The 22,613-nt window shown below is 41.2% G+C and carries 21 protein-coding genes; 11 read left to right on the forward strand and 10 right to left on the reverse strand.

The window, feature by feature from the left end; all coding sequences use genetic code 11:
• Positions 1-144: 144 nt before the first annotated feature.
• Complete coding sequence (locus H6571_15555; GenBank protein MCB9325156.1) at positions 145-1,101, forward strand: hypothetical protein; 957 nt, start codon at positions 145-147, stop codon at positions 1,099-1,101.
• 248 nt (positions 1,102-1,349) lie between these two features.
• On the opposite strand, the gene H6571_15560 is transcribed toward H6571_15555, so the two are convergent.
• Positions 1,350-1,700 (reverse strand): transposase, encoded by a 351-nt coding sequence (locus H6571_15560; GenBank protein MCB9325157.1) that lies wholly within the window; start codon positions 1,698-1,700, stop codon positions 1,350-1,352.
• On the reverse strand, positions 1,691-2,314 hold the full coding sequence (locus tag H6571_15565) for a tyrosine-type recombinase/integrase (protein ID MCB9325158.1): 624 nt from the start codon (positions 2,312-2,314) through the stop codon (positions 1,691-1,693). Before H6571_15565 ends, H6571_15560 begins: the two co-directional genes overlap by 10 nt.
• Before the next feature lie 313 nt (positions 2,315-2,627).
• On the opposite strand from H6571_15565, the gene H6571_15570 reads away from it, so the two are divergent.
• Both H6571_15570 and H6571_15575 read left to right on the forward strand, forming a co-directional pair.
• Positions 2,628-3,548: a hypothetical protein gene (locus H6571_15570; GenBank protein ID MCB9325159.1), complete on the forward strand. Its 921-nt coding sequence runs from the start codon at positions 2,628-2,630 to the stop codon at positions 3,546-3,548.
• Positions 3,549-3,701: 153 nt separating this feature from the next.
• Positions 3,702-4,082 (forward strand): transposase, encoded by a 381-nt coding sequence (locus H6571_15575; protein MCB9325160.1) that lies wholly within the window; start codon positions 3,702-3,704, stop codon positions 4,080-4,082.
• A gap of 395 nt (positions 4,083-4,477) precedes the next feature.
• On the opposite strand, the gene H6571_15580 is transcribed toward H6571_15575, so the two are convergent.
• Positions 4,478-4,642, reverse strand: coding sequence for a hypothetical protein (locus tag H6571_15580; GenBank protein ID MCB9325161.1), 165 nt, complete (start codon positions 4,640-4,642; stop codon positions 4,478-4,480).
• A 36-nt stretch (positions 4,643-4,678) separates the two neighbouring features.
• Between H6571_15580 and H6571_15585 the strand changes: the two genes are divergently transcribed.
• From H6571_15585 to H6571_15595, 3 genes are all read left to right on the forward strand, one after another.
• Positions 4,679-5,848 (forward strand): serine hydrolase, encoded by a 1,170-nt coding sequence (locus H6571_15585; protein ID MCB9325162.1) that lies wholly within the window; start codon positions 4,679-4,681, stop codon positions 5,846-5,848.
• 53 nt (positions 5,849-5,901) lie between these two features.
• Entirely contained in the window at positions 5,902-6,666 is a 765-nt protein-coding gene (locus H6571_15590; GenBank protein MCB9325163.1) for a hypothetical protein, read from the forward strand.
• Positions 6,667-6,995: 329 nt separating this feature from the next.
• Positions 6,996-8,258 (forward strand): amino acid permease, encoded by a 1,263-nt coding sequence (locus H6571_15595; GenBank protein MCB9325164.1) that lies wholly within the window; start codon positions 6,996-6,998, stop codon positions 8,256-8,258.
• Positions 8,259-8,888: 630 nt separating this feature from the next.
• Here the strand turns inward: H6571_15595 and H6571_15600 are convergent.
• Positions 8,889-9,851 (reverse strand): AAA family ATPase, encoded by a 963-nt coding sequence (locus H6571_15600; protein MCB9325165.1) that lies wholly within the window; start codon positions 9,849-9,851, stop codon positions 8,889-8,891.
• Between the two features lie 225 nt (positions 9,852-10,076).
• Positions 10,077-10,601 carry a M15 family metallopeptidase gene (locus H6571_15605; GenBank protein MCB9325166.1) on the reverse strand — a complete coding sequence of 175 codons (525 nt, stop codon included), beginning with the start codon at positions 10,599-10,601 and terminating at the stop codon, positions 10,077-10,079.
• Positions 10,602-10,832: 231 nt separating this feature from the next.
• On the opposite strand from H6571_15605, the gene H6571_15610 reads away from it, so the two are divergent.
• Both H6571_15610 and thrS read left to right on the forward strand, forming a co-directional pair.
• The gene (locus H6571_15610) at positions 10,833-12,431 is read left to right on the forward strand and encodes a hypothetical protein (GenBank protein ID MCB9325167.1); all 1,599 of its coding nucleotides are present in this window, start codon (positions 10,833-10,835) and stop codon (positions 12,429-12,431) included.
• A 208-nt stretch (positions 12,432-12,639) separates the two neighbouring features.
• Entirely contained in the window at positions 12,640-14,562 is a 1,923-nt protein-coding gene (gene thrS, locus H6571_15615) for a threonine--tRNA ligase (protein MCB9325168.1), read from the forward strand.
• A gap of 159 nt (positions 14,563-14,721) precedes the next feature.
• Here the strand turns inward: thrS and H6571_15620 are convergent, their stop codons facing one another.
• Genes H6571_15620 through H6571_15630 form a run of 3 tightly spaced genes read right to left on the reverse strand, consistent with a single transcriptional unit; the run spans position 14,722 to position 18,108 of the window.
• Positions 14,722-15,111 carry a VOC family protein gene (locus H6571_15620; protein MCB9325169.1) on the reverse strand — a complete coding sequence of 130 codons (390 nt, stop codon included), beginning with the start codon at positions 15,109-15,111 and terminating at the stop codon, positions 14,722-14,724.
• Between the two features lie 27 nt (positions 15,112-15,138).
• Positions 15,139-16,869: a DUF885 family protein gene (locus H6571_15625; protein ID MCB9325170.1), complete on the reverse strand. Its 1,731-nt coding sequence runs from the start codon at positions 16,867-16,869 to the stop codon at positions 15,139-15,141.
• 30 nt (positions 16,870-16,899) lie between these two features.
• Positions 16,900-18,108 (reverse strand): aspartate aminotransferase family protein, encoded by a 1,209-nt coding sequence (locus H6571_15630; protein ID MCB9325171.1) that lies wholly within the window; start codon positions 18,106-18,108, stop codon positions 16,900-16,902.
• A 540-nt stretch (positions 18,109-18,648) separates the two neighbouring features.
• Between H6571_15630 and H6571_15635 the strand changes: the two genes are divergently transcribed.
• Positions 18,649-19,284 carry a glycoside hydrolase family 25 protein gene (locus tag H6571_15635; protein ID MCB9325172.1) on the forward strand — a complete coding sequence of 212 codons (636 nt, stop codon included), beginning with the start codon at positions 18,649-18,651 and terminating at the stop codon, positions 19,282-19,284.
• A gap of 43 nt (positions 19,285-19,327) precedes the next feature.
• Here the strand turns inward: H6571_15635 and H6571_15640 are convergent, their stop codons facing one another.
• Together H6571_15640 and H6571_15645 are read right to left on the reverse strand one after the other, a co-directional pair.
• Positions 19,328-20,143, reverse strand: a complete 816-nt coding sequence (locus H6571_15640) for a hypothetical protein (protein MCB9325173.1) — start codon at positions 20,141-20,143, stop codon at positions 19,328-19,330.
• A gap of 51 nt (positions 20,144-20,194) precedes the next feature.
• Positions 20,195-20,878, reverse strand: coding sequence for a hypothetical protein (locus H6571_15645; GenBank protein ID MCB9325174.1), 684 nt, complete (start codon positions 20,876-20,878; stop codon positions 20,195-20,197).
• Between the two features lie 128 nt (positions 20,879-21,006).
• On the opposite strand from H6571_15645, the gene H6571_15650 reads away from it, so the two are divergent.
• Together H6571_15650 and H6571_15655 are read left to right on the forward strand one after the other, a co-directional pair.
• Entirely contained in the window at positions 21,007-21,279 is a 273-nt protein-coding gene (locus H6571_15650; GenBank protein ID MCB9325175.1) for an HU family DNA-binding protein, read from the forward strand.
• 81 nt (positions 21,280-21,360) lie between these two features.
• Positions 21,361-22,509, forward strand: a complete 1,149-nt coding sequence (locus H6571_15655) for a cystathionine gamma-synthase (protein ID MCB9325176.1) — start codon at positions 21,361-21,363, stop codon at positions 22,507-22,509.
• Positions 22,510-22,613: the final 104 nt, after the last annotated feature.

Here is a 22,613-nt window from a genome sequence, read left to right on the forward strand (position 1 = left end):
CGGTCATAAAACATTGCGCGGATAGTTCTATATTTGAACGAAATAACATTTAATCAACGGCTTAGCGGGCTGATAAGTTTGTGTTTCAAATTGCGCAACGTTTCATACCGCAAAACGTTCTGCGAAATTAAAAATATAACAAAATTGAAATTAGCAGTAGGTATTATAGTCTTAACTTTATTGTCAATTGAAGCTCAATGTCAGGTTTTTTCTTTCTGGGCTTCTCCTTCTATTCCAGAACAATTGAATACTATCACTTCAAATAATGAGATAGATTCGATATATGTTTATTTCACTGGAGGACATAGAGAATACGATAGAATTGAAAACAAATTAATAGAAATATTCACTATTGATCGAATTCAAAGAGAAGTAAAACAGGTAAATATGGATTATAATTCATACTCTGGCTATTGGACACTTTATAAGTTTAATGAAAACTGGCGTGTTATTGAGTTAAGAAAATATAAAGAAGATACAGTGATATACTCGAAGCAAAGGTTTGCATATAATGATAGTGGAGAAGCTCTTGAAGAAAAATGGTTTAGTACTTGGCATAATGAAAAAAAAGAATTGCTGCTGGATCTACATCGAAGATTAATTGTTGAAGATGAAAGGGTAATTATACGCTCAACTAGTTACAGTTACAAGAATAACAAAGAAAAAATAAGTGATTGTAATGTAATCGATGATCTGAACAAAAAAGGTGTATTACGCCTTAGATCTGTATATTGTAATGCATATAGGCAGGTTATTGAATACAATAAACAGGGATTGAAGAAAAAAGAAATAATTTTTAAATTGGATACCCTGACCAATAAATTTAGATTAGAATCAAAATCAAGGTATTCTTATTTAGATGACAGCCAAAAGGGATTACAAGCTATTCAAGTATATAAAAGAACTGTTGATGGCAAAAAAAAAATTAGAAGAAAAGAATTTATCTCTGATACCTTAATACAAAGCCAAGTAATAGAAAATGGAGAAATCACCTTTCATACATTTAAAACATATTCTGATGGTTTTCTAATTGAAAGAAAATTTAGGGGACCACTTTTAAATGGATTTTCAACTTATAGATATCATTATGTGAAAAAATAAAAAATCGCAGAACAAATAAGCCCCAAAGCGAGGCGGAGGCGCAGCCGACGGCCGTAGCTTTTGGGCTATGTTGGACGCACCCGCCCTTTCAGCAGGATATTATGGGCATTGAAAAAGTTGGTTGATTGGGGTAAAGGACCAAATGGGAAAAAGCAACGGCCTGCATTAGCTTGTTTTTATAGGCAACTTTTACATTCGTTCTTTGAAAACCGCATTAATAAGGAGTTGTATTTATGGTTTGGGGCTTTTCAGGTGTAGCCAGGCATGAAAATGGCCCGAAAGACAACGCTCATCGCTTTGAAAGGAAACAAAAAACCGGACTTTCGTTTGGGTGCTTGCCATTTCCCTTGTTTGTTTATTCCTCCACCGGGGACAATGGCATGTACATGGGGGTGTAAACTCAGGCTTTGTCCCCAGGTATGCAGTACCATTGTAGCGCCGGTAGCTGCTCCGAGGTATTTTGGATCGGCGGCGAAGTTTTGTAAAGTCTGCCATGCAGCCCGAAAGAGTAAATCGTAGCAAAAATTGGGATTGTAGATACACCAGCTATTGAGCTGTTCAGGAATGGTGAACACGACATGGTAGTAAGTTACGGGCAAGAGTAAACGTGTTTACGCAGCCGGGATCGGTCCAGCGTCATGCGCACGATATACTGTACTCCACGGACAGATATTCCCGGACCATCACTACGATCCCGTCCGGGGATGAGGTAGTCCTTGGGGCGTTCGTGTTTGAAATACTGGTTGAGGGTCATACGCAGACGTTCCCCATAAGGTAGTACACGTGTAATGCCACCTTTGGAAGTCCGGATGGTAACGGTTCGCTCGCGGGCATTGAAGTCGCCAAGGCGCAGTCGTCCCACTTCGCTGGCACGCAGGCCAAGACCAAAAAGGAGTTCAATGACCAGACGATGGCGCAGGCTGCGGGCACTACTGATGAAGTGTCGCATCTCGGTAGTCGTCAGGACCTCTCCGATTTGCTTGCTATGCCGTGGATTAGGGATGCTGACAACCAGATTCTGACGCCGCAGGACCTCGCGGTAGTAGTACTTTAAAGCGCACACCTGCATGTTTAAGCTGGAAGAAGAATAGGTCTTGCGTTTGAAAGCGAGATAGGCCAGGAGTTCTTCCCGCCCAAGATCGTCGGCAGGCCTGTCAAAGTGCTTTTGAAGATCGCGAAGGGCTCTGACGTAACTGACAACTGTGCTTGGCACACAACCAGAAACGGTCAGATGATCGGCGAGTTGGTCTAATGCCTCTTGTAGTTCAGCCCGATGGGCAACTATTGCTTTTTTTTGACATGATAAACAGTTTTAGTGAATTGGAAAGATAGGTCAAAAAGTGTTATCTTGGAGGAGATTTGGAAGAGTTCCCGCGTAAGCGGGTTCGTTCAACATAGCGGGATGACGATCATACTCTGCCGCAGGCGCAACACAGAGTACGCAGCATCCGCTCTGGCGTTCTGTGCAATTGGTGAAATCTGAATTGAAAAGTTACAAATATTATTACAAATAGCTTGACTCTAAAATGAATTTATTACAACGACTGAAGTATTGGTGTAATAGTGTGATTTTTTCTTTATTTAAAAAAGAGAAAATTAAAAAAAGTAGTTTTTATCCAGTGTCTAGTATAGATGGCAAAAAAAATTATAAGAGATATTATAGAATTGACGAGAATGGTTCTATTTTAGAACGAATTTTTCTTAACATTTCTGACATGAATATTCGCGAAGAAATCATTTTTATGCACTTCATGAAGAATGAGCAAAAAATATTCATTAAGAAAAAATTTGGATTTAGCGTAATTTCTAGAGACCAACCTTGGGATTTTAAAATTGAGACAAGTAAGAATAATAAATTTAATTTAGAAATTACATCTATTGCGGATAATGAAGTATTATTTAGAAATGTAAAAAGCGAAGAAAGGTTTAATGATCTAATTAAAGAAAAAAATGTGCCTTTAAGAGAGTTGATGAAAATAAATTCATATTTTCCAGATGAAGAAATTTCAAAACAAATAGAAGAATATATTGAGAAGAAAACTCCTAAAAAACATTTAGTTGACAATCCTTATTTTGGAACAGAATTCCCTCTTTTTATTTCTAATATCCCAGAGAATGAGAGTTCTTTGTCCATGATTTTAAAGGATACTATAGATAAAAAGAATAAAAAGAACCATCATGATAAAGATGATACAATTCTAGTAATTGATAATCGAACTTTGGTTTTTGAGAGAGAGGACTTTCATAAAGCATCGAGAGAATTGAAGGATTATCTAGAACTATGCCCTTTTAAAGAAATTTGGTTTTACACGGGATATTTTAGTAATTTAGATGGGAGTGATTCCGAATTTAGTTTTATTCCAGCAAAAATAAGTTTGAAGAGAAAGAAATTGTTAGCAAAATTCATAGAAAGCCAATCTATAGGTGATGGAATGATCTATTTATAATTAAAATGCACAGAATATTAAAGGCTGAATAGTCTGGTGCAACCGACTATTCGGACTTTGTTGAACGAAGCGTAGCCGGAAGTGAAAGAAAAATTCTTTATGGGTTTTCGATTCAAGGCAGGAATTTTATAGAGGAAGGTTTATAGAGATTTATTGGGATTACTTGCCCTGTTGGGGTTAAAAAGAGTGGTTTATCATGATAGCTTCGAGGATATTGAAGCTGCATTACTCAAAAAGCGATGGGTGGTTAACAATACTCGGCCTACTGCCGATACCAAAGTGATCGAGGAATATCCGGGACGTTACATTTGCCGCATAGGTATCTCGAACAAAAGGTTGTCTTATGATAAAAATGGTAAAAACGTCTGCATTGAATACAATGATTATCACAATCAAAAACAAGGACAAGCGGCACCAAAAAAATATCGTGACCTGCATCCTCTGGTAGCCATGCAAATGCTGCTGCAACATCAACTACCTCCATACTTCCAGAAAAGTACGACATTATGGTCTTCACTCCTCGGTGAGTTATGATAAAATAAAAGATCAAATCCCTGATCAACTTAAACGAAATGGCCGGACGGTCAGGACAGTTATCCAAATACTAAAGGTTTTACTCGCAACAAAACCTTATGAGTGCGAACACTGCGGAGGAACCGACTTTGAAATCGATCCCATCCAATCAGATGGCACGTATCTGGCGCGACATATCCTGCATAAGGAACGAGGTCCACCGTCAGGCCAGGCAGACACGACAGCAAACCTTGTAATGCTTTATCCAAAAGCGATGAAGCCATGAACTGCTATGTCCAAAAATAATGAAATAGCCTCAAAAATGTAAATTCTTTGACCGCTCTTTGTTTATAAAGCGATTTTACGCAATAAGCAGTAGCCCTTTTGTCGCAAATAATGTAAATTAGGGCAATATTTTAAAAAATCAGATCAAAGGAGTTCCCTATAAGATCGTTTTCCAGCAGCCCGGCAACGGGTTCGCCTGAAGGCAGGTCCAACTGAAATCGGAGATTCGACAAAGTCAAATGTCTACGCAGGAGATTGTGTCGGGAGAAAGAAGTGAGGGGGAGAAGCGTAGACATTCCTTTGAGTTCTCTGCAAGCATAAAAAAAACAGAAATGAAAAACGCCCTAACATTTTCACTAGTCTTAACGATTTTAACTCAATCATACAGTCAAAATATTTATGAAAATTTATCAAATGAGTTGTTGGAGCAATTCAAAAACTCTGAATTGACAGGATTTGCGGTTTCAATTGTCAAAGCTGATAGTATTCTCTATAAAAAAGGATTTGGCTTCGAGAACATAGAAACTAAAAATGAGTTTACAATAGAGAAAAGATTTTACATTGCTTCTATATCGAAGACATTTATTGGAATTGGATTAATGAAGCTTGTTGAAGATGGTAAACTAGAATTGTCGACACCAATTAATTCAATATTACCATTTCAAGTGGTAAATCCTAAGTACCCGAATAGTGAAATTACTATTGAGCAATTGGCACGACATACTTCGACTATTTTAAATGGGGATTTAGGATCAAAATCTTGGTACTTGGATGAAGAATTCTCTTTAAAAAAAAAAGAAATAGGAAAAACAGCATATAGTGATTTTAAAAATTGGGCCCATAATTCAAAAATAACTTTAGGTGAATTCTTGAAAGAGAGTTTGTCTTACAATGGAAAACTTTATTCAGAAAAGAATTTTTCTAATAAAAAACCAGGGGACCAATATCAATATAGTAACCTTGGAGCAGCTTTAGCTTCTTATATAATTGAACTAAAAACTGGAATTGAATATGATAAATACATTGAAAATTTTGTCACTACAGAACTGAATTTTGAACCAGGTGTATGGAGGCATATACCCGATAATGAATTACCTACGACTTATTTTCAAACCAAAGTCCAAACCCCAAACCATAGGCCTATCTTATACCCAACAGGAGGCATGATGCTATCTTGTAATGAATTAACTCTCTACCTTCAAGAAATGATTAAAGGGTTTAATGGTAATAGTCAATTACTAAATTCAGACTCTTTTCAAGAAATGATGTCAGCAAAAGAAGACACTCAGAACCCTGGAGGTATTTTTTGGGAATTAAAAGGCAATAAAATAGGACATAATGGAGGGAATTACGGCGTTACCTGTTTTATGAGTTTTGATAAAAATACAGGAATTGGTAAGATATTTATGACCAACATAAGTTCATATACTGATAATGAGTTACTGAAAGAAATGGTAGCTATTTGGAATAAATTATCTGAATATGAATCAAAATTTGAATAAAATAGGTAGCAGAGAACAAGCGTTAGCCTTCATCATGACTGATCAATTGAACAATGATAAAATTTTTTAGAAAAATTAGACAAAACCTGCTGACAGAAAACAAATTCAGTAAATATCTGATTTATGCAATTGGAGAAATTATTCTTGTTGTTATTGGAATTTTAATTGCTCTTGCCATCAATAACATTAATCAAAATCGGGTTGTTCAGGAAAAAGAGCAAACTTATTTGAATGGTTTAAGAGCGGAATTTCAAATCAGTAAAGTTAAATTAAGTGAATTGATTGAAGTAAACAAGAGTAATTTCCACGGAGCAAAGAAGTTATTAGAATATATTGGTAATAAAAATGAATCACCATCCGAAAAGCAGTTTTCTGAATTATTGTTCAATACATTTTCATCTGATATTTCTTTTAACCCTAACAACTCACTTTTAAACGAAATAATAAGCTCTGGGAGCTTAAAAGACATTTCAAATACGGACTTAAGAATACAACTAACAAATTGGATTTCAACGATAGAAGATGTCTCAAAACAGGAAAATGAACTTGGAATTCAAAGAGAAAAAGTTCTTGATATTTTTAGAACAAATGATAACAGTCTAAGAACAATATTTGACCTAACAGGTGTAAACCAAGAAATAGGTTTGCAGAAAATAGAGCAGAATATTAGCAATCTAGAGCTCTTAAATTCGAGGAAGTTTGAAAATAATATTTTGATGTTTATTCTAACAACTAACGCAATGGAAAAAGCACATTACGAACCCTTAATGGAGGATTTAGATTCTATTTTAAAGCTGATTGAAAATGAAATAAAATAACGAAAGGCTAATATTAAAGGCCGAAATCACTGGCGAAACCGTGATTTCGGACTCCCGACCTATCGGTTTCCCACCGACACTTTGTGTGCGGTGCAGGCTTACGACGGGACGGGTTTGTTGAACCTGTCTTCAGACGAAGCGTAGCCGGAAGTGAAAGAAAAATTCTCTATGGGTTTTCGATTAAAGGCAGGAATTCCCTCGAAGCATTTTTGGAAATGAGGCGAGATATTTAACCACAGGTCAACCGATAGTGTAAAAAATAATTACAAAATGAAAAGATTACTCAAATTTATTGCATTAAAAAAGTTCAATGACAGAAAAGAAGTGAGATGACAAAAGAAAAGAAAAAAATGAGTTTTAATGCCACATGGTCAATGGCTGTTGGCGGTATGGTTGGTGGTGGGATTTTTTCCGTTTTAGGCGTAATTATCAGCATAGCCGGGCAATGGGCCTGGTTGAGTTTTGTATTAGCAGGACTTATAGCTTTAATTTCAGCATTTAGTTACAGTCAATTGTCTATTAAATATAAAAAAAGTGGGGGTGCTTTTACTTTTCTCAATGAAATCAATCACCAAGGCATAGCAGGAAGTTTATCATGGGTACTCATTCTTGGCTACATCTTAACAATTTCTGTATATGCGTTTACCTTTGGACATTATGTAGCCCACGTTTTTAATTTTGGGAGCTGGTTTCCACGAGTCCTTGCATTTGCAGTAATTGCAGCAATAGCTTTAGTCAATTTACGAGGGGTGGGAGAATCATCCAGAGTAGAAATAATAACAGTGTGGGGAAAATTATTTGTTCTTCTGGGATTATCAATATTCGGAATAATTCAATGGAGCCCGGAACAACTGACCGCTGGAATTGAACCCAAAAGCTGGACTACAGCAATTATTGGAGCTGCTACCATATTTATGGCTTATGAGGGATTTCAGTTATTGTCCTACGATTATGAAGATATTAAAAATCCGGTAAAGACATTGCCCAGAGCTACAATATCAGCCGTTATTGCTGTTATTTTTATTTATATTTTAGTTTCGTTAGGTTCTACCATGTTGGTGGGGGCTGAAACACTAATTCAACAAAAAGAGGTTGCCTTGTCTATTGCAGGACAACAGGCTTTGGGCTTTACAGGGTTGGTTCTGGTGACTATTGCAGCAGCCTTTTCGACGGGTTCAGCCATTAATGCGACCCTTTTTTCAACGGCCCGATTAATGGAAACCGTTGCCAAAAAGAAAGATTTACCCCAAATTTTTGTAAAAGAAAACCAGGCGAATATACCTTATTATGCCATCATTATTATGGCTGGATTAGCAACTGTTTTAGCAACTATTGGTTCGTTGAGTTCATTAGTAGATGCTGCAAGCCTGATTTTCTTAATCACTTTTGCCGTTGTCAATTATATTAGCTACCAGCAAAAAATAAAATATAAGATTATTTCTCTTATTGGATCTATAGCTTGTTTGATAGCAATAATTCTGTCGTCTTATGAACAATTCCAAAATAGACCTATCCCATTAATTATCATATGGGTTTTAATCTTTCTGACATTCATAGGAAGGCCTTTTATTTTAAAGAAACTGAATAGCTAAAAAACTGGCCATAAAAAAGGCTGGCGAAAATAAAGTAAAGCTCACGCTGGCTAAATATGACTTATTTCCGGCCACCCTGATAAGTTATGAGGTGTTGTGTATAAGTTCATGTTGGCAAAAGCCCGTCACGGCACCTACAAGGGGGCGTTCGCAGCTATTTTGAAACTTTTATCTAAATTATAATAAGAGTCATCCCGAATTTTGCCGACCGGCAAAGTTTGGGATTTTTTTCAATAAATTGATTGTCAGACAATTATAACTTTTTATGGTTTTTTAAATTTGAAACAGCTTACATTCAACTCTTTCAGAGTTGGTTTTTGTCCCTTTTTGGGCAGTATTTCATACTGCGTTATTGATATTTATCCCCATTCGGGGATAAATTTAATCTTCTTTTTAAAAATTAACTCTATTCTTAATCCATTTCCCGAAGGGAATTAACCTGCCTGCCTGCCTGCCTGCCTGCCGGTATTAATGGCAATGTATGTAATCCATTGGAAATCAAACAAAAACAATCTCAATTCTGAAGGAGTTGAATATATTGCAGATAAATATTGTTAATATATTTTCAGCATCCATTTGAATTAAAAAATTCGGGATGATTCATGTTTTGTAATGATATTACCTCAAATCTTAAAAAAGGCTTTTTATTATTTTCTCTACGGTAATGCCTTCCGCTTCCGCTTTGTAGTTTCTTACGATCCTGTGGCGGAGTACAAAATTGGCGATCGCCTGAACATCTTCAATGTCCGGGGAATATTTACCATGGATAGCTGCGTGACATTTAGCCCCCAAAACGAGGTATTGAGAAGCTCTAGGTCCAGCACCCCAGGATATGTACTGGTTTACCATGTCGGTGGCACGTTCGGTTCCGGGGCGGGTTTTTGTCGCCAGGGAAACAGCATATTCCAGGACATTATCCGCAATAGGAATTTTACGGATCAACTTTTGATAGAACAAAATCTGTGCCCCGGTTACCACGTGTTTCAGTTGGTAATCCTGAACGGTAGTGGTTGCTTTTACGATGTCAATTTCTTCCTGGTAAGAAGGGTAGTCAAGGAAAATATTGAACATGAAACGGTCGAGCTGTGCTTCTGGAAGTGGATAGGTACCTTCCTGCTCGATTGGATTTTGCGTAGCGAGTACAAAAAATGGCGCCGGAAGGCTATGGGTCTCTCCACTTACCGTAACGGAACGTTCCTGCATCGCCTCCAACAAGGCCGCCTGTGTCTTGGGAGGCGTACGGTTGATCTCATCCGCCAGCACGATATTGGAGAAAACGGGGCCGTGGTTGAATTTGAAATGGCGATCTTCATCCAGAATCTCAGATCCTGTAATATCGGAAGGCATAAGGTCCGGCGTAAACTGGATACGCTTGAAATCCAGGTCCAGTACTTCTGAAATGGTACTTACCAAAAGGGTTTTTGCCAACCCGGGAACCCCCACCAATAAACTGTGTCCGTTGCTGAACAGGGAAATGATAACGGCCATGACGACCTCATCCTGCCCAACGATTATTTTTCCTACTTCGCTTTTGAGGTCCCTGTAAGATTGTGCCAATGCGTCAACCGCTTCTACGTCTGATTTAAATTCCAGTTTTGACATCTAACTATTTTTTTGCAATTGTATTTTCAAAAGAAGGCGCAAGTTCTTAAATAATATGACAATAAGCAAACTTAATCAATTGCGAATTGTGAATTCCGGTTTTTGGTTTAAGGTTTTCGGCCGGTTTTTTCGTTTTGGAATTTTTATGGTTCAAGGTGTTCAAGGTGGTTCCACAAGTCACTTTAATCTTTAGCCTTTAACCTTTAATTTTTACGCCTAATCACATTCCCATAACATATCTGACAAAGGATAGTTTTGTCCGTTCCATGAAAAATGCCACCATTCTGTATTAGTAGGGCGGAAACCGTAATGAATCATGGTTTCGGAAAGCAATTGCCTGTGGTGCAAAACGGTGTCAGGAAGCGCGGTGTATGAGGGATGTGCCTGCGGCCCGAAAAAATCGTAGGGCGTCCCCATGTCCAGTTCATTGCCTTCGGCATCCACGATCGTGAGATCGACTGCCGCACCCCGATTGTGCATCGATCCTTTTTCGGGATCAGCCACGTAGCGGCGATCCGGCACCTTTTTCCACAACTTCCACTGGATGGGCCGGGGCCGGTAGCAGTCGAACATTTTAAGCCCGTATCCTCTTCCCTGCAGGGCTTTATGTGCCCGGATAAGTTGCACGGCCACTTCTTTTCGCAGGAAACATCTTCCGCATTCGTACATTTTCTCTCCCACAAAATTATCGGTCGTGGCATATTTTAAATCAAGCACAATACTGTGGTCCATTAGCCCGATATCTGTCCAGACACTAGTATCGTAATCAAAGACAGGGACCTCGTGTATCTCATATTGCTTTGGCATTTCTTCTTCCGGAATATTGATCTCTTTTTCCACGGGAGTCTTCTCCACACTTAAGGACTTTTCTTTTACGGGATCATTGCATGCAATCAAAAAAACAAGGCAGATCGGCCAGAAGGGCTTCATAATGATAGATTTATTTACTTTTGCGTTGAATTTCTATCGAGGATGACAATTAATCTTAAAGATATAAATAAACGTTGGTTGTATGTAGCAGCGATCCTGGTATTATTCCCGGCGTTATACATCAACCTAGGTTTGATGACTTTTATCGACGACGAAGCCATCAGGGCATTGGTAGCGCTGGAGATGAAACTGTCAGGTAATTTTATTGTGCCCTCGATGCACGGCGCTTTTTATTACAGCAAACCGCCCTTGTTCAATTGGATACTGATCCTTTTTTACAACGCGACAGGAGTCATCAACGAATGGACGACCCGTATTCCTACCACCGTGGCCCTGATGGGTTATGCCTACACTGTTTATTATTATTTCCGGAAACATTTTGATACCTATACCGCTTTTGTCAATGCCTTTGTTTTGATCACTTGTGGCCGAATCCTCTTTTGGGACTCCATGTTGGGGTTGATAGATATTACCTATTCATGGGTCACCTTTACCGCTTTTATGGTCGTTTTTCATGAGTTTAAACAGGAGCGTTTCCTGAGGTTATTCGTTTTTTCCTATTTATTAACGGCCATGGCCTTTATGCTCAAGGGATTTCCCTCCTTATTATTCCAGGGATCTACCTTGCTCACCTGGTTTATTTATAACGAAAAATTTAAAAAGCTGTTTTCCTGGCAGCACCTTTTGGGCGTAGCGGTTTTTGCCTTAATCGTAGGCGGTTACTACCTGGTGTACTTTAATTCTAACCAGACGGAACGGGTATTTGAAGGGTTGGCCCAACAATCAACCACCCGCACCTTCATCGATCAGGGGTGGGGGAAGACTATTGAACATTTGTTTACCTTTCCTTTTGAAATGATCTACCATTTTTTGCCATGGTCCTTGCTGATCCTTCATTTTATCAGAAAAGACGTTGGCAGCCAGATTTTTAAAAACAACTTCATCTCTTTTAATCTGCTGATATTCCTGGTGAATATTCTCGTGTACTGGGCCTCACCACAGGTTTATCCCCGTTATGTGCTTATGCATGGTCCATTGCTTTTTGGGGTGTTCATTTATTTGCATCAGAATAATAAAGGCAGCTGGCAATATCGAACTGTTGAAATACTGTTTTTTGCTTTTATCGGTGTGTTTCTGGCCATTTCATTTCTGCCGTTTTTTATGAAAAACCTACAGGCGCAGCCGAATTATCTGATCAAAACGTTTCTCGTAATGATTCCTTTGTTGATTACGGCGGTATTATTTTATAAAAAACCAGACAGCCGGATGCTTTTACTGGCTATATTTCTGTTGATCGTCAGGGTAGGTTTCAACTGGTTTGTCCTGCCGGAAAGAAATGCCGGGGGCCGGGGAGCAATAGTCAGATCCACTTCTGTTGAAGTGGGCAAATTATACAAGGACAAACCCCTTTACATCTACAAAAATACCCGGATGCAGCCGGCCAATTCTTTTTACCTGACCGTCACAAAAGGAGAGATCATCCCTTTTTGTAATGATACTTTACCGGAAGGCGCACATTTTATTCTAGATCCTTCCAGAAATGAGGACCTGGACTATGAGAAGAAGGGCCAAATTTTTATGCGACACCTTGGGCAACGTTATTTTGATGTTGGCGTATTTTCTTCAAACCAGGGACAGTAGTTATACTTTTTTCTCCTTTTCTCTTGTTAAGGCATCCTTTTTTAAATTACATAGTAAGTATTCCCGGAGATACTCAATATGTGATGAATAAAACTTGTTATCTAATTCAAAATCACCTAATTTTGCGGTTTCTTAAAAAAATGGTGTTGATACAGTGTTTTCAATATCACAGAGAAGCGACTAGAGACGATCAAAAAGTGAAAAAAAAATGATAAACATTACTTTTCCCGACGGCAATGTGCGGCAGTATGAAAAAGGGACTACTGCGTTTGAAATAGCCAAATCCATTAGTGAAGGATTGGCGAGAAACGTCCTCTCCGCAAAAGTGAACGGTGAGGTTTGGGATGCCACCCGGCCATTGAATGAAGATGCAAGGCTGCAGTTGTTGACGTGGAACGACCTGGACGGGAAGAAAACATTCTGGCACTCTTCTGCCCACCTGATGGCAGAGGCACTGGAAGCTTTATATCCTGGGATCAAATTCGGTGCAGGTCCTGCTACGGATTCTGGTTTTTACTATGACGTTGACCCGGGGGAGAATAAGATTTCTCCTGAGGATTTTCCAAAGATCGAGCAGAAAATGCTTGAGCTGGCCCGTCAGAAAAACGACTATTGCAGAAAGCCGGTTTCCAAAGAGGCTGCCATTGAATATTTTAAGAAAAAAGGGGACGAATACAAACTTGAGCTGATCGAAAAGCGCGGGGAGGATGAAGCCCTGACCTTATATGAACAGGGGAGTTTTGTGGACCTTTGCAAAGGGCCGCATATTTCGGATACCAGTTCCATCAAAGCGGTGAAGGTGATGAACGTTGCCGGTGCCTACTGGCAGGGCGATGAGAGCCGCCAGCAAATGACCCGTGTTTATGGAGTTTCGTTTCCGAAGCAAAAAGAACTGACCGAATACCTGGAATTGCTGGAGGAAGCCAAAAAACGTGACCACCGTAAACTTGGGGCCGAACTGGAACTCTTTATGTTTTCGGAAAAAGTCGGCAGTGGTTTACCGATCTGGCTGCCTAATGGGAATGCCCTGCGCGAACGCCTGATGAACTACCTCAAGGAAGAACAGGAAAAACGGGGATACAAATTGGTCACCACCCCTCATATCGGGAGAAAAGAACTGTACATCACTTCCGGTCACTATGAAAAATACGGTGAGGATAGCTTCCAGCCCATCCACACACCACGTGAAGGGGAAGAGTTCATGCTGAAGCCGATGAACTGTCCTCACCACTGTGAAATATATGCCCACCGCCCGCATTCGTACAAGGAACTTCCCTTGCGCATTGCAGAGTTCGGAACGGTATACCGTTATGAGCAAAGCGGAGAGTTGCACGGACTTTCCAGGGTACGTGGTTTTACGCAGGATGATGCCCACATTTTCTGTACCCCGGATCAGTTGAAGGAGGAATTCCTCAATGTCCTCGATCTGACTACAGGAGTGTTCAGAAAAATGGGTTTTGAAGATTTTACGGCCCAGATTTCGTTGAGAGATCCGGATAAACCTGAAAAATATATCGGTTCTACTGAAAATTGGGAAAAAGCCGAAAGCGCTATTATCGAAGCGACCAAAGAGGTCAATCTAAAGACCGTTACCGAACTCGGTGAAGCGGCTTTCTACGGGCCAAAGCTCGATTTTATGATCAAGGATGCCCTGGGGCGTTCCTGGCAGTTGGGTACCATCCAGGTGGATTACAATCTGCCCGATCGATTTGAGCTGGAGTACATCGGATCTGATAACCAGACGCACCGACCGGTCATGATCCACCGTGCGCCTTTTGGTTCCATGGAACGTTTTATCAGTATCCTTATCGAACATACAGCCGGTAAATTCCCGTTGTGGCTGGCTCCTGAACAGTTTGCCATCCTGCCCATCAGCGACAAATGGGAGGCTTATGCCGAGGAAATTAAAACCCAGCTTGCCGTACATGATATTCGGGGTTATATCGACAACAGGACAGAATCCATCGGCCGTAAGATCAGAGATACGGAATTGAAAAAGGTGCCGTTCATGCTGATCGTCGGAGAGAAAGAAGCCGAAAGTCAGTCCGTGGGAGTTCGCCGTCAGGGAGACGGTGACCTGGGAAGTATGAGTGTAGCCGAATTTGTTGCCTTGTTTAAGGCAGAAGTTTAAAATTGAAGTCAAAGAGCTTCCGGAAATGGAAGCTGAAAAGATAAATTTAAAAGCCAGTGATCCTCATTTATTCAGGATCACTGGCTTTTGTTTTTTACCCAATTATTGTCCGGGTGTGGCACCCTAAATGTTTTTAGCCATGGAGGATCGTCATAATGGTCATAAAGGCTGCACCAAATCCCAAAGATTGCCGTAAAGGTCTTCAAAAACGGCTACTTTGCCATACGCCTCTACCACGGGCTGGCGTACGATTTTTATTTTATGATCCAGTAAATTTTTAAAATCCTGATCGAAATTGTCGGTGTGTAAAAAAAGAAATACCCTTCCTGCGCTTTGGTTGCCGATGGCTGTTTTTTGCCGTTCTGTGGAAGCCTTTGCCAATAAAATACAGCAACCATCGTCTCCCTTTGGGCAAACCCTGACCCATCTTTTTTTCGCATTTAAGGTGGTGTCTTCCACCAGGACAAATCCCAGTTTACGCGTGTAAAAATCAATGGCTTCGTCGTAATCCTTTACGATAATGGCGATATTGGTTATTTTTTGTGACATGTATTGACTATTAGGTTGAATTAATTTTTAGCGTTCATAAAATCTCCATGCGCTCTTAAAATCCTTTTCCAGGGGTTGATCGGTCAATATGGCCCGAACCATTTCCACCGGCATATTATTTTCCCGAAGCACGGCATCGTGGAATTCCTTATAAGTCATTTTTCCACGCTCCACCAGCTCTGTTTTTAGAGCATAAAACTGCAAACCTCCGATCATGTAGGCGATTTGATAGAGCGGTCCGTAATGGCCGGTAAAGGAACGTCTGACCTCTCCTTCGGCATTAGCCCTTTCGTGCCCGACCCTGTCGACCAGGAAGTCGATACATTGCTGGGGAGTCCACTCTCCGAGGTGATAGTTGATGGAAAAAATGATGCGTGCACAGCGGTGCATCCGCCAAAAAAGCATACCGATCCGGTCTTCCGGGGATTGAGGAAACTCCTTATCCCAGAGCAACAATTCCCAGTATAAGGCCCATCCTTCCGTCCAGAAAGGAGTGCGATAAAACCTGTACGAATGATACCGGTTGTTCATAAACTGCTGTAAATGATGTCCAGCGATCAATTCATGGTGAACCGTGGCACGTGAAAAGTGAGGATTATTGCCCCGCATGGACATGAGTTTGTTCTCATGGCTCATCTCGTCTGTAGGGTAGGAGATCTGGAGTACTTCTCCTCCCAGGAAAAAGGGGCTGATCAATTGCCTTTCCGGGGAGATCATGCTCATTCTCCAGGTTTCTTCCGCCAGGGGAGGAATGGTGATCAGGTCGTTTGCTTTGAGGAAAGCTACGGATTCATTGTACAACTGAAGCATAGCTTCCGGTTGGTGCCCCTCCTTTACATAGGATTGTTTCACTTTTTCCTGTGCTTTTTTCCAATCGTTGCCAAACCCCATTTCCCTTGAAGCCTTTAAAAGCTCGGCGTCGCACCAGGCAAATTCCTTGTTGGCGATCTCTACCAGCTCTTCAGGGGTGTAAGGGATCATTTCGAATTGTAATTGGCGTATCAGCTCGGTCCGACCGATAGGATTTCCAATGATGCCGCTGCCGTCATCCTCGGGCAGGGTCGAGGGATCTATCCTTTCTTCGATCATTTTGGCATAAAGGCTGATCAGGGTATCCAGTTCCTCAAAAGGTCGGGAGGTCCACCAGGTAAATTGTGGATCGTACCCATTGTAAAAGCTGAATACACTTTTCAGGGCTTTGCGTTGCCCTTTGAGAATGCTTTGCGCCCGGCGCACCAGGGGTTTTGAAAAAACAGGCTTTTCTGTTTTCAGGTCTTTAGAGGCCTGTCCGAATTTTTTCAGCAGATCATTTAACAGGCCGGCCACCTCACTGCCCTCCATATACTTTCCTCTTCGCCTTTCTTTTTCCAGGGTATAAATCGGTTCGCCCGGGGTTATCCATTTTTGAACCAGGGCATATTCCTTTTCTTCTACGGAGAGTTCATACATTTCATTATCCAAAAATCTGTGCACCAGGATATAATCCACCTTTCCTCCTGTCGATAATTCATCAAACGGAAGTTGGTCCAGCCGGTCAAGGTAATCATTGAAAAAAGCCTGGAACCTTTCTCTGCGTTCCGGGGAATCCTGGATAAAATAAAAGCGGGATAAACTGCCGTAATCAGCCATGAGCTGGTTAGCCAGCTGATATACTTCCGTTACCGGTGGTTGATCAGCAGTAAAGGATTGACCTACAGAAGTCTTTGGGATTATGATCATAGAAAAAATAATTTGAACAATCCAAAGGGTGTTTCTCATGATATAGAATTTATCAGATAAAAGTAATGGTTAATGAGGTTTTTTTCTTTTCTTCATGGCCACCTCAATCCCATCCAGAATCACCCGGCAGGCTTCCTTGATTTCATCTGAAGTAATGATCAAAGGTGGGGCAATACGCAGGGAACTGTCGTTGAACAAAAACCAGTCTATCATAATCCCGTTGTCGAGGCAATGGGCGATAGTGTCCTGGAGAAAGTCGGAGCTTTCCAGTTGGACAGCCATCATGAGTCCTGCATTTCTCACTTCTCTGATCTCGGGGTGAACCAGTAATTTTCGGAATAAATTGGCTTTGTCGGGAACTTCTTCGATCAGGGAGCTCTCCAGCAGGTATTCCAGCGTAGCCAGGGCAGCGGCACAACTTACGGGATGGCCGCCAAAGGTGGTAATGTGTCCGAGAATAGGATTGACGGACAGGGTTTTCATGAGTTCTTCAGAGGAGACGAATGCTCCGATGGGCATTCCCCCTCCCATACCTTTAGCCAGCAGCAGGATATCAGGGATGACATCATACTGTTCAAAGGCGAAAAGGCTTCCTGTCCGGCCGTAACCGGCCTGGATCTCATCGAGGATGAGCAGGGTGCCCGTTTCGTCGCAGCGTTTGCGGAGTTTTTTAAGATAATCATTTTTGGGCGGTTGGATACCGGCTTCCCCTTGTACCGTTTCGATGACCACGCCTGCGGTTCGACTGGTGATGAGCCCGAGATCAGTTTCATCATTAAAAGAAATGTGGTTTATATCGGGAACCAGGGGATAATATGCCTGGGTGAAGTCGGTCGGCCACATGAGGCTGGCTGAACCGTGAGAACTTCCGTGGTAGGCGTTTTTTGCCGAGATGATCTCCGTTCTGCCGGTAGCTTTTTTGGCCAGTTTCATGGCTCCTTCCACTGCCTCGCTGCCCGATGTAACAAAATAAACGCTATTGAGATTTTCGGGAAGATTGTCGGCCAGGAGTTTTGCAAGTTTAACCTGGGGCGCCTGGATATGTTCGCCGTAAACCATGGTGTGTAAATATCGGTCAGCCTGGGTTTTTACCGCCTTTACCACTTTGGGATGACAATGTCCGAGGCTGCTCACCCCAATACCCGAAATCAAATCCATCCACCGGTTGCCTTCCGGGGAAAAGAGGTAAATGCCTTCGCTACGCTCAATCTCCAGCATGAGCGGGAAGGGCGTTGTGGGAGCCACATGTTTTAAAAATAATTGTCGTATTGATGCCATATTGCTAAGGTAATAAAAAATAGGAATGGGGAAATGCATCTTTTTTATATATCTTGCATAAAGATTAAGAGCTGGACTATACTTACCTTCTATTGCACCTGACTACATTGAATTAAGAGCTTGTCTAAATTTCCATGATTGAGCGAAAGTGAGCAAATTTTATTTTGATCAAGGCAAAAAACGCAGGCATACCTGGAAGGTAAGGCGAGGCTTTTTAACGCAGAGCAGGATGAAATTTGCCGCTTGCAGCCAATTGATGGAATTTTAGACAAGCTCTAAATTATAAATTCATAACAAAATCTTAAAACCGATAAATTTTCGGAGTTTAGAACATCCTTTTACCCTGGTTATTCGTTATGGATAAGAGATCGAAAAAATTTGACCCTCCATCCTTTTCAATACTGATATTTTGTAAAGGGGCTTGTTTTGGGCCATTATGTTTTTAATAAAGACATTCGAGCGAGTTAATAAGTGAAAAACATTACTTCCATAGCTTTTTTTGCCTTGCTTTTGTATTCCTGCAATACAGAAACGATACGTATGGATGGTTTTGATGTCCATGGAATAGATGTGTCTCATTACCAGGGACGGATCAACTGGCAAATGGTGGGGGATCATGGTATTGACTTTGTTTTTGTTAAAGCTACGGAAGGCAATGATTACCAGGATTCCATCTTTTGTGACAACTGGGACCTGATGCGGATTCATGGGATGAAACGCGGGGCCTATCATTTTTTCCGCCCGACGGTTTCGGTTGATTTGCAGGTAGCTAATTTTGTGGATAATGTTATTTTGGAAAACGGGGATCTTCCTCCCGTTCTGGATGTAGAAACTTATGATGGGGCATCCAAATTACAGATCATCAGTGCCATGCGCCAATGGCTTTACGAGGTCGAAATTCACTATAATGTGAAGCCCATTATTTATACCAATCTTAAGTTTTTTAATAAAAATCTGGCAGGGCAATTTAAGGATTACCCGTTATGGATTGCACGTTATAGTTCCAGAGAACCCCGCATGGCTGATAACCAGCATTGGGATTTTTGGCAATACGGCAATAAAGGCATCATTCCGGGGATAAACGGCTTCGTGGATTTTAATGTTTTTCGTGGCAATCACGCCGACCTGGATTCCATATGTTTCAAACCTGCCGAGGTCATCAGTCAATCTCGTTAGCTGACCTTACAAATAAAACCGTCCATTTTATAAAGCTTCGGGCTTACTCCTTTGTTATTTTCCAGATTTCAATCCCCTTCCCTTTTTCAAGGAAAAATAAGTAATTGTTTTTCACTTTTACCAAGGTATTTTCATTAATCTCTCTGGGTAATTTAACAGGATTTTCCCGCAACCCATTCAAATCGAGTTGGAAGAGGTTGTTTTCCCGCTGAAAAATCAAATTGTTTTGCAAAAACTGAAAATGAATGAGGTGGGGAAATGGAAGTTCTTTGTCGAATTGGGCAAAATTATCAAAAATGACGATCCCTGACTCCGGGACATTGGCATAGAGGTAACCTTTGTGAGCCTCCATTTGAGTGATAACTGGAGGAGCGTTGAAATAAAGACGGAGATCGTCGCTTTTTTCAATGACTTGTCCCCTTCCATCAATTAGTTTGAGTTGGAAGTTTGAGGCATCAAAAACCCACAAATTATTTTCTATGGAAAGGCAGGCAGCGGTAACTTCCAGTAGCCGCGGACCAAAAAGATCAAACCTGCCAGATTCGCTAAGCGTCCGGTTGAGGGTGATGGCTGTCATGTAGTCCGGGTAGAATAAAAGTATGTTTAAAGGGTTGGAAACATCCATGGTGGCCGGTTTCCCCATTTTATTATTGCTGTAGCGAAAGAGTGCCTTACCTTCTAAATCGAATTTGATTAATTCATTGCTTTGATCAAGCGTATAAAGGTGGAGTAGATCATCTACGGCAAAATCAACGAAGGCTCCCTCAATGGTCGCCGTTTTTTGAAAAGTCTGCAGAGTTTGTCCACCGGAAAAAGGCAACAGACAAATCAATAATAGGCCGGTAAATAAATCTCTCATAGTATGCTTTATTAATGGAATGCAATCTGAAGGAGGTTTATTGTACGGGGACTAAAATTCTACTGACATATAAAAGTCATAAACGATCAACAGGCTTGGCGCTTCATAATGCTGACCGGGAATCAATCGTTGTTGATGCAGCTGAATCAGTTCCGAATCGTTCTGCATCATTTTGAACAGGGTGCGGCATACTTTGGTGAATCTTTCTACATCAGGCACCAACGGAGGATCAACCGCTCCGACTTTTTTCAACAAATTGACAAAAGGCTCGTGTTGATAAGGCGCATAAAGTTCCGGGTATCGAAAAGCTAGATAAAGGAAGACCATCTGGTAGCCATCCTCATGGTAGTGGTTATTGTCGATGGATAACGGATGGGCATTTTTATAGGTTTCCAGCAAATGATCACAATAAAAGATAAAACGGCCGGCACGACCCTCAATGGTTCGGGATTCATCGAAAAGCTCTTTGAATGTTTGTCGGGTCCATTCGGGATCCATTTTTATAAATTCCATCATCATACGTTTGGGTTCATAAGCTTCGCGCTTCCACAAGCGTTTAGTGACCGAATTCTGAAGGCTGCTGTCGTACATGCCAAGGAAGTCAGTAGCGTCAATGTTCCAGTGTTTTTGAAAATAATACTGGCTTTCCCACAAATGTAGCCGATCGTTTTTGTAATCGGATCTTAGGAAAGATTTGTACTTTTCAAACAGTTCTTTGATTTGTCTGGCATTCATTTTAGAGATTTTGGGCTAAGATAATAGAGAGAATGGGGGTTTTCGAATAAAATTCACCAAAAACCTTTGGTATTATCAAAGCAAGGCATAACTTTGGGACGCTTTTTAGATCATTAAAAATTGACAAAATGAACAAAGGAGATTTAATCAACAAAGTTGCCGAAGAAGCAGGTTTGACAAAAGCACAAGCAGAAAGTGCTGTAAACGCAATGTTGAACGGAATTGCTGGCGCATTGAAAGCAGGTGATTCTGCTGCATTTATTGGATTTGGAACTTTTTCAGTTTCAAATCGTGCAGCACGTGCAGGTAGAAACCCACAAACCGGTGAAACGATCCAGATTGCGGCTAAAAATTTAGTGAAGTTTAAGGCTGGAAAAGGTTTAACAGATAGCTTAAACTAATATAGTTTCACCTAAAAGAATTAAAAGGGTAGCCCGGGCTTTATGTGCCAGGGGTGCCCTTTTTTTATAAAACCAATTATTATGAAATTTGGAACTAAGGTTATTCATGCGGGCATTGAACCTGACCCGACCACTGGTGCAGTAATGACACCTATTTATCAAACCTCTACTTATGCCCAGGAGGCACCGGGGAAACACAAAGGGTATGAATATGCCCGGACGCAAAACCCGACGAGGCACGCCCTGGAGCAAAATCTTGCCGCTCTGGAAAACGGAAAGTTTGCAGTCGCTTTTGGGAGCGGAATGGCCGCCATGGATTCCATCATCAGGCTTTTGGAGCCGGGAGATGAGGTGATTGCCACCAATGATCTCTACGGAGGAGCTTATCGCCAATTGACTAAAGTGCATGAGCGTTATGGGGTGGTCTCGCATTTTGTAGATATGACCGACCTCAAAAAAGTGGAAAAACTTATTTCCAAAAAAACAAAGATGTTCTGGGTGGAAACCCCTACCAACCCCATGTTGAGCATCATTGATATCAAGGCCATTTGCGGTCTTGCCAAAAAACATAAGATCCTCACCTGTGTGGATAATACCTTTGCCTCTCCTTACCTGCAGACCCCTCTGGATTTGGGGGCCGATATTGTGATACATTCCGCAACAAAATACCTTGGCGGCCATTCTGATGTCGTACTTGGAGCCGTAATTGTCAAATCGAGGAAGCTGAGCGAAAAATTATTTTTCCTCCAAAATTCCGTTGGTGCCATACCGGGCCCACACGATTGTTTTCTCGTACTCAGAGGGATAAAAACCCTGCACCTCCGTGTAAAAAGAGCCTGTAAGAATGCCCGCAAAATAGCGTTGTATCTGAAGGAACAACCTCAGGTGGATAAAGTCTATTATCCTGGCTTCAAGGATCATCCGGGTCATGAAATTGCAAAATCCCAAATGCGGGATTTTGGTGGAATGGTTTCATTCTCCCTTAAAAAGGATACGCTTGAAAATGCAACCCAGGTGTTGAGCAATACAAAATTGTTCACTCTTGCAGAATCGCTTGGCGGAGTGGAATCTCTTATCGGGCATCCTGCCACCATGACCCATGCCTCTATTCCTAAAAAGGAAAGGATGAAAGTAGGGCTTACCGATTCTCTCATTCGTCTGAGCGTAGGGGTGGAGAATGTAAATGACCTGATTGAAGACCTCGCAAAGGCTTTTAAAAAGATCAAGTAGTTATTATTGTTTCAGGGGTTCCAGGGGTTCAAATGGTTTCAAGGGTTCAAATGGTTCCAGTTGAGCGCAGCGAAATCCCATTCCGTAGGTCGGGAGGGTTCCAG

This window comes from Lewinellaceae bacterium, assembly GCA_020636105.1.
Classification (GTDB): Bacteria; Bacteroidota; Bacteroidia; order Chitinophagales; family Saprospiraceae; genus BCD1.